The organism is Nocardia sp. NPDC004711, from assembly GCF_053601595.1.
Genome location: NZ_JBSGCB010000019.1, coordinates 100,018 through 111,753 on the forward strand (window position 1 = coordinate 100,018; position 11,736 = coordinate 111,753).

The window sequence follows — 11,736 nt, forward strand, 5'->3', positions numbered from 1 at the left end:
TCCATACGAAGCGCGTAAAACTCGTATGGACAACATCAAACAGTCCGGTACGTCGTATCGGCAACGAAAGCTGGTGAAGATGGCGGACAGCTTGAACGCCCTGCCGGAAGCCCTGAAGCGGATCCCCGTCAGCAGGTCGAAGTTCTACGAGTTGATGCGATCCGGCGAAATCGGGTCGGTCAAGGTCGGAGCGCGGCGGTTCATCGCCGATAGCCAGATTGATGCGTTCATTCAACGCCTGGCGAGGGAATCGGAGGACCTGGCCGTGCGGGGGGAGGCCCTGGTCGCCTCGGGCGCCGAGCTGACCACGTCGGACGCTGCCTAATGCCGACCATCTTCTACACAAACGACCCGGGAGCGGGTGGTGCCGCTCACCGGGTCAACGAAACCGCGCCCCAACCCGCTAGAAGGAACGAATTTCTGTGACCAGAGTAGCCCACCCCGACCTGCCTAGCTGCTGTGATTGCGGCAGCACGCACGGCCCCCGGGTTCCGACCGGCGACCGGGACGACCGCGGCGCGCAGACTTTCCGATGCGGCCCGGGCCATGGATGCGCCACCTACCCCGAACCGGCCGACTACAGCAAAGCCCCGTTCGCTCATCGCATCCCCACGATGATCACGTGGGCGCGTCTCCGGAATCTCCGGCCCAGCACGGTGATCGACACCGTCGCCCAGAATGGCGAACTCCCCGCCGACCAGCAGTGGTCGGCCCTGTTCGCGCTGCCCCGGCGGGGCGCGCGGCTCACCGGCGAGGTGAGTGTGACCTATGCGGACGACCCGGACTGGCCAGGCGAGCCGATCAAGTTCGAGGCGGCCGGGGAAGAGTTGCACCTCAGTCTCGCCGAGGCGGAGAAATTGGTCGCCGACCTGGTTGATCTCCTTGTTCGCCATGGGGGTCGGCGATGAGCACGGGGGGCGTTCGGCAGTTGCGCCACCGCCGCGTTGCCGCCCGCCGCCTGCCCGGTGGTGACCCGTGGACAGCGGACCTACACGCCGGGGAGCTGACGCTCACGCCCCGGCAGCTCGAAGCGTGGTCGCAGGCCGCGAATCACATTGCGGCAGATGGCCTTGTGCCGCTCATCCCGATCGCGGTGTTGCGTGCTCTGCACCGCCGGGGCGGTGAGGATCGCGAACTCGCTGAGCGCATCCATCGATCAGGAGGCGTCGCCGCTTGAAGATCACCAGCCCGGGCGAGGCCTCCGCCCTCATGGCGACGTATCGGAACACCGGAACCGAAGGCGCAGCGGAAGTCGCCGCGCCTTCGGTCCCGGTGCGACCGCCGGCGCACTGCCCGAGGCACGAGTACTACGACCGGGTGTGCCTTGGCTGTCGTGAGTATTACCGGGAACAACTCGAGCTGGAACGCCAGGAGCGCGAGGCAGGAAGTGTGGCCCCTGAAGTCCTGCGGGCAGTCCCGGTAACGCAACCGGAGGAGGTCGAGGTACCGCGCTCTCTCCTCACTGGAATGCGCAATGGCACATGGCTCGACGCCCAGGAGTTCGCGCCTTTGGAGTGGACGGTCGAGGGCATCCTCCCCGAAGGCTTCGGCCTCCTCGTTGCACCCCCGAAGGCGGGAAAGTCCTGGTGGGTCGCAGGTGTCGGACTCGCTTGCGCGGCAGGCGGATACGCGCTGGGCAAGATCCCGGTCAAACAGCGTCCCGTGCTGTACCTCGCGCTCGAGGACGGGCACCGCCGACTCCAGTCCCGATTCCGCACCTTGATGGAGGGCGCACCCATTCCCGGGTTGATGAACGTGATCATCGAGGCGCGGCCGAACGTGGTGCCCGGCATGATCGGCGAATTCCTGGAGCTGCACGGCAACCGGAAGCCGCTTGTCATCCTGGACACGCTCGGCAAGGTGAAGCCGCCGAAGCGGGCGGGTGAGGACTCGTACGGCAGTGATTATGCGATCGGCTCGCAGCTGAAGGCGGTGGTCGATTCGGTGCCCGGTTCGTCGCTGCTGGCGGTGCATCACACCCGTAAGGCCGAATCGGTCGACTTCGTGGATGCGGTGTCCGGAACGCAGGGCATCGCCGGATCCGCGGACTTCGTGCTGGTGCTCACCCGCAAGCGCAAGGACGACCAGGCGGTACTCGCGGTCACCGGTCGAGACGTGCCCGAGAACGAGTACGCGCTGACCGTCGAGGGCGGCAAGTGGGTACTTGACGGCATGGACTTGGTCGACGCCGCCGCGACCGTCGACCGCCGCAAGGACGCTGGCAACCTCGGCGACCGCAGCATGGACATCTACGCCTACGTCATGGCGAACGGGCCGACCACTCCGCGCGATATCGCCGAACGATTCGGTATGGACAACAAGTTGGCTGGCAATGCCCTTGCCCGCCTGTACGAGTCGGGCCGCATCTCCAAGCCCAAGCGCGGAATCTACGACCGTGCCACCACTGGTGAAAGTGGTGAAAGCGGTGAAACGGATGAGTAGCCGCTGGTCAGCGATCCGGAGAGATTTCACCACTCCGTTTCACCACTCGTCGAAGTGCCGCAGTCGTCCCGCCTGCGCTTTCACCGCTTTCACCGGTTTCACCACCTTCTCGGTTGAGCATCTCTACCCTTCCGCTCTCCCTGCTCCTCCTGCGCTCCCTGTGAGGTCGGAGGGGGTGCGGCAGGGAGCACTCGAGAGCAGGGTGCGCAGGGAGCAGGGAGCAGTGAGCGCCCGGTATCCCTGTTCTCCGCTCCCTGCGCTCCCTGTGAGGTCAGGAGGGGTGCAGCAGGGAGCACGCGAGTGCAGGGAGCAGAGAGCAGAGATATGGGTAGGGCGCGCACGCTGCTCCCCGATTCGGCCTATCGACACCGATAGTCCGGGGCCAGGGCAGGGGGCGTCGGCCGCATGACGAATTACCGCCAAGGTCGTGGTCTTGAGTATGAGGTCCGCGATCACCTCCAGGCCCAGGGTTACGACGTGCTGCGGTCCGCGGGCAGCAAGGGTGCTGCCGATCTCGTCGGCTTCAAGGTCGGCGAGATCGTTTTCGTGCAGTGCAAGCGCAGTGGCACTTGCCCGCCCGCCGAACGCGTCGCCCTGCTGCGCCTGGCCGGACTGGTCGCCGGCGTCCCGCTCATCGCTTCACGCCCGCCCCGCCAACGCATCCACTACCGGCGGCTCACCGGCGCCGGACCGAAGGACTGGCTGCCCTGGACAGCCGACGAAACAGCATCAGGAGAACCCGCGTGACCACCAACGACCACGATCAGCTCACCGCCGACCGGGCCACCGCGAACCTGGCCACAGCCCTCCGCTGGCTCGGGGACGCCCTGGCCGTCCTCGACGACCAGCTCCCCCGGCTGGAAGCCACCGCCCACGCTCTGCGCGCAGCCCGCCGCCAGTGCACCGATCCCGCCGTGGCGCTGGACCACTACGCCCGCCGCCTCGAGGCCGTCGCCGCCGAACTGCGAGGCGAACCGTGAGCAAACCACCGCCACCATCCACAACCCCGATCGACTGGTCGGTGGACAAAACAAACGCGATAGCCGAGCGGCTCGAAGAGCTGGTGGTCGAGCAGGGGCTTGGTCGCAACGAACTTGCCCGGATGTTCGGGGTGAGCGCGTCCACCGTTTCACTCGCCGCGAAGCGTGCAGGCGTCAGCTTCGCCACACGGCCGCCCGCCGAGGCCGTCGCCGCTCTGCGTCGGCGGGTCACCACTCGCCGGTACGCGCTCGCCGAGCAGCTCGCCGTTACCGCGGTGCGGGTTCTCGAGGCGATCGACCCGGGCGACGCGGCAGCCGCCCGGCAGTTGGCTATTGCCGGGGCGGTGCTGGTCGACAAGGCGATCTTGCTCGACGCCCAGGTGCAGGCCGACATCGAGCGGGCCGAAGCCGAGCACGACCGCGCCGAGGCCGCCGAGGAACAGCGGGTGCACGCCGAGCTGATGCGGAACGCGCGGCAGCTGGTCGAGCAGTCGGGCGGCGTAGACGCGGCGCGGGAAAAACTTCGCCTCGAGGCGCTGGCCGAGGGAATCGACCTCGATGCACTCGATGACGACGAACTGTGAAAAACGAAGGAACAGAAGGAGTTTCACCATGACCGAACAGCAACCCGTCGCCCTCGACGGCGCAACCGCACTCGAGGCACTTCGGCGGGCAGCCGCCGCCGCTGGAGCCGATCCGGCTGCCCTGCTGGACTCGCAGTCGTTCCGCGATCAGATCGCTAACGTCGACATGACCGCGGCCGGCGCTTTCGACCAACTCGCCGAGGCGGCGCGGGCGACAGTGGAGCAATTCCCGGTGATCGCCGCGGCAGCACAGCAGCAGTGGCCGAACGCGGCCGATGGGCCGACCGTCGAACAGATGCTCGCCAACAACAGTCCCGAGCAGAAGGCAGCGGCACGCGCCGCCCGTCAGGAACGCGTGCAGCAGTACTACGACTCGATCAACGCCGCCAATGCCGGACACCCGCTCCACAAGGCCGCTTTCGGCAGGCTCGAGGCCGAGGTGGGGCGTGCCGTGGCGCGCGCGGAAGCGGAGAAGGCCCAGCGGGAAGAGCGCGACGCGGTGATCCGCCGCGGCTTCGCGGTCGGCTCCGCGTGGCCGGAAGCTGGCGATCAGGACTAGCCAGGCGGCATCTCGGCAGCGCCTCCGGACGGTAGTCGGCTACGGCTACCGGCCGGGGGCGCTGGTCTTCCGGCCGCCCGTTAGGCCCTCCTGATCGCTCAGCGGTGCCAAGCTCGGATGTTGTTGTCTGTAACCCGTGCGGCACGCAGCCGTTGAGCGTCCTGCGGGTTGAATGCCGCCGTGTCCAGATCAGGCAATTGCGGGGCCTGCCCGTAGCCGGGAAAACGCTCGGCGATGGGTCCAGGCTCAATTGAGCGCCACTGGCTTCCGTGCTGGATGACTTCATGCGGCACGGCTTTCCGCAGCTTCCAGCACACCTTCATGCGCTCGGTCAGCTCGGTGACGATCGATGTCAGCGAGCCGAGCAGGCCGTCCAAGACGTCCTGGCTGTTCTTCATCAGGAAGGCACTCGTCAGGTCGCGCTTCATACCGGTCGGCGGATATACCAGCGTCTGTAGTTCGCTCCACTTCGGCTGCCTGTAGAACGGTCTCATCAACGAGCCATCGGCGGCGAGAACTCGAAGGTGTGTGCTGGGCGCTCGATGGGTCAGCGCGTTACGGGTCTCTCGCATCCACACCAGCCAGTCCGCCGGCCCGAATCTCCCCGGATCGAGCACTGGGTCGAGTAGATCCTGTTGCCACTGGCGGCCGAGACTGCCCAGCGGAGCCAAGCCTCGCTTCGTCGAGCCGTTCGACAAGTCAGCGGCCAGGTCTTCGATCTGCTTCCAGTCCGTTTTCACCACGTCTTTGACCTCGAAACCGCCGACGATCACCAGCGCCGCAGCGGCTCGGTCGAGTACACGGCCCATATGGAAGAAGCAGTGCTCGGCGGTGAGATCGATGCGAAGAACCCGCGTCTGGTCGTGCGACAACGCAATGTATGACTCAATTCGCTCTTGCGGGGTGATTCCCGAGGCGCCGCGCACCGCATCACGGGAGGCAGCATCGTCGGCCGAAACGGCCTCTCTGTGCTCGGCCGCGGTGAAGGCCGCCGCCGTCAGCGCCGCCCCGGTTCCCGCCAACGATTGGATCAAGTAGTCGGCGATGAGCGCGAGCGTCTTCCAGTCACTGAATCCGGCCCACCAACGAAAGCCGCCCCCGCCGCCGCTGACGTCCAGCTCGCCGACGAGCTGGTGGCAGAACTTGGTGAGCAGGTCCACAGCTGCTGCGACCTGCTCTGTAGGCCCGGCGTTTGGCATGAAGAGAGACGTTACTGTCAGTTCCCAAGGCCATGCACTGCTTTTTTCGGTGGCTACTGAAAGCGCCGAAGCGCTGACCATCCGAGAAGTCAGTGAAGCTGACTTCAGGCATGACGCGCGGCGTAGGGGTGTCGTTTTGGGGTGTACCCCAGCACCACACTCGGCGCGCAGCCATAACGCGTCAGGTTGAAGTCCATCCTCGAATTTCTTGACACATGTCTGCCAGGGTTCTAGATTTCAACCTGACACATTGAAGTTCAGGGAAGGAAACGGACATGCGCGTCGGTTACATCCGGGTTTCGAGCAGCGATCAGAACACCGTCCGTCAGCTCGACGGGGTCGAGGTCGAGCGCACGTTCACCGACAAGGCGTCGGGCAAGGACACCGCGCGCCCGATGCTGGACGAGCTGATCGGGTTCGTGCGCGACGGTGACACCGTGCTCGTCCACTCGATGGACCGCCTCGCCCGCAACCTCGACGACCTGCGCCGCATCGTGCGCGAACTCACGGGCCGCGGCGTGCGGGTGGAGTTCATCAAGGAGAGCCTGACCTTCACTGGGGAGGACTCCCCGATGTCCACGTTGCTGCTGAGTGTGATGGGGGCCTTCGCCGAGTTCGAACGGTCCTTGATCCTGGAACGCCAGCGCGAGGGCATCGCGGCAGCCAAGAAGCGCGGCGCCTACACCGGCCGCAAAGCCGCCTTGACCGACGAGCAGGCCGACCAGCTGTGTGCGCGCGCCGCGGCGGGCGAGTCGAAGGCGTCCCTTGCCCGGGAGTTCGGCGTCTCCCGCGAGACCGTGTACAGCTACCTTCAGAAGCGGCGGGCGGATGCGACCGGGGAAGGGGCGCTCACCGCGAAGCTCTCCACAGTCTCGACCGTCCCGGCCGAGGGGTGATCCAGCCCGGGGCGTCGTCGCGTATCGCCTGCCGCGCACGGTGATGCTCCGGGGTACTCGAGTTCCGGTACCCCGGAATTTTTGCCGGGGTACGGCGTCGTCCCGACCGAACGCACTATCCGCACCGCCGCCTACGTCGTCGGCGACGGACACGCCGTCTGACCTGCAACGGGCAGCGCGCTTCGATGTCTGCCTCCAAACTCACTGTGGTGAGCAATGATTGGAAAGCAGTAAGCGTCCTCGTGCCCTCGCACCTCACAGGCGCTGACCTCAGGCAGCACATCCACGCCGAGGTGGAGAAGCAGGCCACCGCAGCGGGCGAGTGGGCCGGCCAAATCCACATAGGAAAAGGCGTGCACCACAGCGACGGAATCCAGAAGTGGGGTGCGTCGTACCTGCCGGGAACGCCCGGCGTATTCACCGAATAGGCATAGTGCCTAGTTGCGGGGTGGCCCGTAGGGCGACAATGCGAAGGTGCCCACCTGTCCGCCTCTCTCGGACAGGTGGGCACCCGTATCACATTGACCGGTCACGCCGCGGCCACGCCGCCCACACGATCACGGTCACCGGCAGGCCCACGACCACGGCCCAGCCGATCACGTCCCAGTTCACGCCGACCGGCTGAACTCCCCGGCGCGCACGCCGTCGCAGAACGCCTCCCACTCGCCGGGCGTGTAGAGGATCGCGCCACCGTCCGGGGCGCTGGAGTGGCGGACCGCGACCCGGCCGTCGTCGAGTTCGCCGACCTCGACGCAGTTGCCGGACGGGTTGGACGCGGTGGCCTTGCGGAACGGCACACGCAGCGCCAGCGCTGCCGCGTTGGGGGCAAAGGTATCGGTCATTTCGGGTTCTCCCTGTTCGGGCGGTGCGGACACCGCCATCGGTTCACCGGTCCCTGTTGGGTCGGTGGTCTGGGACGGTCACTGTGCCCATGGCCGGGTTCCATCGCGCGAACGACAACCGCGGCAACACGGTCTCCACATCGGCCACCGACAACAGCGCGTTCAACATCAGCGGGTCGAGATGGTCTGGGCTGGGCACGATCAGCGCATCCGCATCGGCGGAGCGCACGACGTCGACGAGCGGGATTAGGGAGACCTCGGATGCCATCTCGACCACGTATCCGAGATGCCGTGCGAGACGGCGCATTTGAGCCCGGTCCCATTCCGGCGCGGTGCTCACTTCGGTGTCGAGCCATCCCAGCGCGGTCGGTTTTGCTCGCATCGGTAGTCCCCTGCTCGGTTGGTAACGCACCCGCCACCGGGGACCGGGCTACGGGGGTCAACCCGGTGGCGGGGCGCATGTCTACCGTTGCCGAGCCGCAAGCCCTGAGGTGACAAAGGTTTTGTCACCCCCGGAACCCATCCGGGGCGACAATGGGCGCATGAGCGAGGACCGCCGCAGTGTGGGCGCGCGTGTGGCCGAGCGCCGCAAGCTCCAGGGATTGAGTCAGCCGCAGCTCGCGGCCGCCGCGAACATGTCGACGAGCCTGGTTAGACAGGTCGAGCGGGGCAAGGTCCCGGCGTCGAATTCGTTCCTGGCGGCGGTGGCGAAGGCGCTGCGCTGCACGACTCAGGATCTGACGGGGCAGCCGTATCCGCCCGCCGATGGCAAGGACACGCAGGCGTACAACGCGATTCGCGCGATCCGCTGCGAGCTCGCCGCCTACGACTTGGATCCGGCCGAGATGGTTACCATGGTGCGCCCGCTTCCCGAGCTGGAGCAGGAGGTCGAGGCGGTGTGCCGGGGCCGGCGCAATGCGGCGTTCCATCGGCTCGGCGAGCAGCTGCCGATCCTGTTGCCCGAGTTGCGTGCCGCGGTGCACCGCAGCACCGGCGACGAACGGGCGGCGGCGTTCGTGATGCTGTGCGAGCTGTACTACTCATCGCACAGCATCGCTCACAAGCTGGGGTTTGCGGATCTGGCGACCATGGCTGTCGAGCGGATGGCTTGGGCGGCAGCCGAATCGGGCGATCCGGTGTGGATCGCGGCCGGACAGTTCCAGCGTGCTGCGATCTTGACCAGCGGCGGGGACTGGAATGCAGCGTTACGGTATCTGGAGACGTGCCGGGGCGATATCGAGTCTCGGCTGAGCGCGGGGCATCGAACCGACCTGATCGCTTGGGGTGGTTTGCATTTGCAGTCCGGACTGGCCGCTGCCCGGTCGGGTCGACGGGACCTCGCGGACGCGCATCTGGCCGAGGCACGGGAGACGGCCGGCCGGATCGGTGGCGACCGCCGGGACCTGGTGCTCAGCTTCGGCACAACGAACGTCGGTATCTGGTCGGTCGCGCTGGCGGTCGAGGGTCTCGACGCGGTTGGGGCGTTGGATCGCGCGGCCGGGCTGGTGATTCCGGCCGGTACGCCGAAGGAACGTGTCGGCATGTTCTGGATCGATGTATCGAGGGCGTATCTGCTGCACGGCAACAGGTCCGGTGCGTTCGACGCGCTGCTGACGGCTCGCACGATCGCACCGGCGCAGACCCGCTATCACCCGATGGTGCACGAAACGGTTCGGGCCCTGGCGCGCGCCGAGGCCCGCCGCACCGACACCGTGAGCGGGTTTGCCTCCTGGTGCGGCATCACCCACGCCTTGTAAGGCTCAGGCGGGCAGGCCCTTCGCGGCGGCGGGGGTGAGGAATTCGACGCGGTAGGAGTCGACGAACTTCTCCCGCTCGGACAGGAACCGGAGCGTGTGCGGCTGCTGCTCGTGCGCGTCGAACGCATCACGTGACGCGTACACCTCATAGAAGACCCGAGCGAGCGGCTCGCCCTCGACAGCGTGCGTGGCGTACACCAGGGTTCCGGCCTCGCGCTCGCGGATCTGCTCGACGGTCTCGGCAACCAAAGTGTCGAAGCCGTCGACCGCGGCGGCGTCGGCGAAGTTGAAGCGGACGACGAGAGCGAACATGGCTGAGCCCCTTCGGTGTTGGGTCCCGGCGGCGGCCCGCCGGGGGTAGGGCCACCGTATCCGAGGCAAGGCGGGCGTACGCGAATTCCCGTACGCCTCGCTCAGCGCTGAGCGTGTAACAGAATGTCACAATCCCTGTCGTACAAGGCCGTCTGTGAGTGTCCACGAACGCGCGTAGTCCCAGGTAGCGGACGCTCCTGTACGGGCTTGCACCCACGTGGACATGGGGTAATCATCCTCAGGGATGAGCGACGCGCGACCAATTAGCGATAGTGCGCGCTCCGTACATGGGGAAGACTGGTCGCCATGATCGAACTGAGAGGCCTGACCAAGCACTACGGCCAGACCGTCGCGGTGTCGGACCTGTCGTTCACGGTCCGTCCGGGACAGGTGACCGGCTTCCTCGGCCCGAACGGGGCGGGCAAGTCGACCACCATGCGGATGATCCTGGGGTTGGACACGCCGACCTCCGGCACCGCCCTCATCGACGGTAAGCCGTACCACGACCTGAAGCGTCCGCTCGACACGGTCGGCGCGCTGCTGGACGCGAAGTGGGTGCATCCCAATCGTTCCGCGCGCTCGCACCTGCGGTGGATGGCCGCCTCCAATGACATTCCGCAGTCGCGGGTGGAGGAGGTGCTGCGCCTGGTCGGCCTGTCCGAGGTCGCCAACAAGAGCGCCGGTGGTTTCTCCCTCGGCATGTCGCAGCGGCTCGGCCTGGCCGGCGCCCTGCTCGGCGACCCGCAGGTGCTGCTGTTCGACGAACCGGTGAACGGCCTGGATCCCGAGGGCATTCTGTGGATCCGCCGTTTCATGCAGCGGCTGGCGGGCGAGGGCCGCACCGTGCTGGTGTCGAGCCATCTGCTCTCCGAAATGGCGCAGACCGCCGAGCATCTCGTCGTGATCGGCCGGGGCCGGCTCATTGCCGACACCACCACTAAGGATTTCATCGAGAAGGCCTCGGAACAGTCTGTGCGCGTGCGCAGTCCGCAGCTGGATCAACTGCGCAGCCTGCTCACCTCCAACGGCATGACGGTCCGCGAGGATGGTGCCCGGCCGGCCGGTAAAGAACCTACGGAGGCGGACGGCGCGGCCCTGGTGGTCGCGGGCGTCACCAGCGACGCGGTCGGAAAACTGGCCGGCGCCAATGACATCACGCTCTACGAGCTCTCGCCGCAGCGCGCCTCGCTGGAGGAGGCGTTCATGCGCATGACCGGTGGCGCGGTGCAGTACCACGGCGAAGGCTTCGATCAGGTTATGGGAGGTGCGCTCTGATGGGAGTGCTCGCGGCGGAACGAATCAAGCTCACCTCGACCAAGTCCCCGGTCTGGTGCACCGCGCTGCTGGTGGTGTTCGCGCTGGGTATCGCGGCGCTGTTCAGCCTGGCCCTGAACGCGTCCTGGCGGGTCTTCGAGGATCAGCTGGCCCAGGGCAAGATGACCCCGGCCGATGCGCCGTACGCGGAGAACTCGGTGGCGGGCCTCGGTATCACCGGCCTGGCCCAGGGCATTCCGGGTTTCGGCTACCTGATGGTCATGATCCTGGCGGCGCTCGCGGTCACCAGTGAATACCGCTTCGGCACCATCAAGACCACCTTCCTCGCGGTTCCCGGTCGAACCACCGTGCTGCTCACCAAGGCCGGTGTCATCGGGGTTGCTATGGCGTTGCTGAGTGCGGCGCTGACCTTTCTCGGCTTCTTCATCTTCAAGGTCATGGTGAACCACGACGCGGGCAGCCACCTGAGCCTGAGCAGTGGCGATCTGCGGGTCTTCTACGCCGTGCCGCTGTTCATCCTGCTGGTGGTCTTCCTGGCGGTCGGTGTGGGCACGCTGATCCGGCAGTCGGCGGGCGCGCTGTCGCTGCTGATCGTGTGGCCGGTCATCCTCGAGCCCATGGTCGGCGCGTTCGGCAAGATCGGCCGGGAGATCCAGGTGCTGCTGCCGTTCCAGAACGCGGGCCTGTTCCTGGGCACCGTGGATGCCAAGTCGTCGTACTGGCACTGGGGTCCGTGGGGCGGCCTGGTCTACTTCGCGGTCTTTGCTGGATTGATCTTCGCAGCCGCGTTGTTCGTGGTAAATAAGCGCGACGCGTAGAGCGCGCACAGACCCTGCCCTAGGGGCCGCCGGCCACTGCCCGGCACGGCGGCGAGCATCGGCCCGATACGG

17 protein-coding genes are annotated in these 11,736 nt (G+C 66.8%); 12 read left to right on the plus strand and 5 right to left on the minus strand.

All coding sequences use genetic code 11. The features are described 5' to 3' along the window. The first annotated feature begins 25 nt into the window (after positions 1-25). Positions 26-325: a helix-turn-helix transcriptional regulator gene (locus ACWEKS_RS20860; RefSeq protein WP_452341611.1), complete on the plus strand. Its 300-nt coding sequence runs from the start codon at positions 26-28 to the stop codon at positions 323-325. Between the two features lie 331 nt (positions 326-656). Continuing rightward, the gene (locus ACWEKS_RS20865) at positions 657-908 is read left to right on the plus strand and encodes a hypothetical protein (protein WP_452341612.1); all 252 of its coding nucleotides are present in this window, start codon (positions 657-659) and stop codon (positions 906-908) included. A gap of 80 nt (positions 909-988) precedes the next feature. Here ACWEKS_RS20865 and ACWEKS_RS20870 read toward each other — a convergent pair whose 3' ends face one another. Continuing rightward, positions 989-1,153: a hypothetical protein gene (locus ACWEKS_RS20870; RefSeq protein WP_452341613.1), complete on the minus strand. Its 165-nt coding sequence runs from the start codon at positions 1,151-1,153 to the stop codon at positions 989-991. Between the two features lie 314 nt (positions 1,154-1,467). Between ACWEKS_RS20870 and ACWEKS_RS20875 the strand changes: the two genes are divergently transcribed. The 5 genes from ACWEKS_RS20875 to ACWEKS_RS20895 all read left to right on the plus strand — a co-directional run bounded on the left by ACWEKS_RS20875 (position 1,468) and on the right by ACWEKS_RS20895 (position 4,565). Then, a complete protein-coding gene (locus tag ACWEKS_RS20875) occupies positions 1,468-2,442 on the plus strand; it encodes an AAA family ATPase (RefSeq protein WP_452341614.1) in 975 nt (324 codons plus the stop codon). 405 nt (positions 2,443-2,847) lie between these two features. After that, the gene (locus tag ACWEKS_RS20880; RefSeq protein ID WP_452341615.1) at positions 2,848-3,189 is read left to right on the plus strand and encodes a restriction endonuclease; all 342 of its coding nucleotides are present in this window, start codon (positions 2,848-2,850) and stop codon (positions 3,187-3,189) included. Continuing rightward, the gene (locus tag ACWEKS_RS20885) at positions 3,186-3,422 is read left to right on the plus strand and encodes a hypothetical protein (protein WP_452341616.1); all 237 of its coding nucleotides are present in this window, start codon (positions 3,186-3,188) and stop codon (positions 3,420-3,422) included. Before ACWEKS_RS20880 ends, ACWEKS_RS20885 begins: the two co-directional genes overlap by 4 nt. After that, on the plus strand, positions 3,419-4,006 hold the full coding sequence (locus ACWEKS_RS20890; protein ID WP_452341617.1) for a hypothetical protein: 588 nt from the start codon (positions 3,419-3,421) through the stop codon (positions 4,004-4,006). The genes ACWEKS_RS20885 and ACWEKS_RS20890 overlap by 4 nt, the downstream gene beginning before the upstream one ends. 28 nt (positions 4,007-4,034) lie before the next feature. After that, positions 4,035-4,565: a hypothetical protein gene (locus ACWEKS_RS20895; protein WP_452341618.1), complete on the plus strand. Its 531-nt coding sequence runs from the start codon at positions 4,035-4,037 to the stop codon at positions 4,563-4,565. 98 nt (positions 4,566-4,663) lie between these two features. Here the strand turns inward: ACWEKS_RS20895 and ACWEKS_RS20900 are convergent, their stop codons facing one another. Continuing rightward, positions 4,664-5,725 carry a hypothetical protein gene (locus ACWEKS_RS20900; RefSeq protein WP_452341619.1) on the minus strand — a complete coding sequence of 354 codons (1,062 nt, stop codon included), beginning with the start codon at positions 5,723-5,725 and terminating at the stop codon, positions 4,664-4,666. A gap of 314 nt (positions 5,726-6,039) precedes the next feature. Here ACWEKS_RS20900 and ACWEKS_RS20905 point away from each other — a divergent pair, with 314 nt between their 5' ends. After that, complete coding sequence (locus ACWEKS_RS20905; RefSeq protein WP_452341620.1) at positions 6,040-6,660, plus strand: recombinase family protein; 621 nt, start codon at positions 6,040-6,042, stop codon at positions 6,658-6,660. A 209-nt stretch (positions 6,661-6,869) separates the two neighbouring features. Further along, on the plus strand, positions 6,870-7,088 hold the full coding sequence (locus tag ACWEKS_RS20910; protein WP_452341621.1) for a hypothetical protein: 219 nt from the start codon (positions 6,870-6,872) through the stop codon (positions 7,086-7,088). Positions 7,089-7,268: 180 nt separating this feature from the next. On the opposite strand, the gene ACWEKS_RS20915 is transcribed toward ACWEKS_RS20910, so the two are convergent. Both ACWEKS_RS20915 and ACWEKS_RS20920 read right to left on the minus strand, forming a co-directional pair. Continuing rightward, the gene (locus ACWEKS_RS20915; RefSeq protein ID WP_452341622.1) at positions 7,269-7,502 is read right to left on the minus strand and encodes a DUF397 domain-containing protein; all 234 of its coding nucleotides are present in this window, start codon (positions 7,500-7,502) and stop codon (positions 7,269-7,271) included. 43 nt (positions 7,503-7,545) lie between these two features. Beyond that, entirely contained in the window at positions 7,546-7,884 is a 339-nt protein-coding gene (locus tag ACWEKS_RS20920) for a hypothetical protein (RefSeq protein ID WP_452341623.1), read from the minus strand. Positions 7,885-8,077: 193 nt separating this feature from the next. Here ACWEKS_RS20920 and ACWEKS_RS20925 point away from each other — a divergent pair, with 193 nt between their 5' ends. Continuing rightward, positions 8,078-9,259, plus strand: a complete 1,182-nt coding sequence (locus ACWEKS_RS20925) for a helix-turn-helix domain-containing protein (protein WP_452341624.1) — start codon at positions 8,078-8,080, stop codon at positions 9,257-9,259. Between the two features lie 3 nt (positions 9,260-9,262). On the opposite strand, the gene ACWEKS_RS20930 is transcribed toward ACWEKS_RS20925, so the two are convergent. Then, on the minus strand, positions 9,263-9,571 hold the full coding sequence (locus ACWEKS_RS20930) for a putative quinol monooxygenase (RefSeq protein ID WP_452341625.1): 309 nt from the start codon (positions 9,569-9,571) through the stop codon (positions 9,263-9,265). Between the two features lie 306 nt (positions 9,572-9,877). Here ACWEKS_RS20930 and ACWEKS_RS20935 point away from each other — a divergent pair, with 306 nt between their 5' ends. Both ACWEKS_RS20935 and ACWEKS_RS20940 read left to right on the plus strand, forming a co-directional pair. Beyond that, positions 9,878-10,846, plus strand: a complete 969-nt coding sequence (locus ACWEKS_RS20935) for an ABC transporter ATP-binding protein (RefSeq protein ID WP_452341626.1) — start codon at positions 9,878-9,880, stop codon at positions 10,844-10,846. Beyond that, on the plus strand, positions 10,846-11,664 hold the full coding sequence (locus ACWEKS_RS20940; protein ID WP_452341627.1) for an ABC transporter permease: 819 nt from the start codon (positions 10,846-10,848) through the stop codon (positions 11,662-11,664). Before ACWEKS_RS20935 ends, ACWEKS_RS20940 begins: the two co-directional genes overlap by 1 nt. Positions 11,665-11,736: the final 72 nt, after the last annotated feature.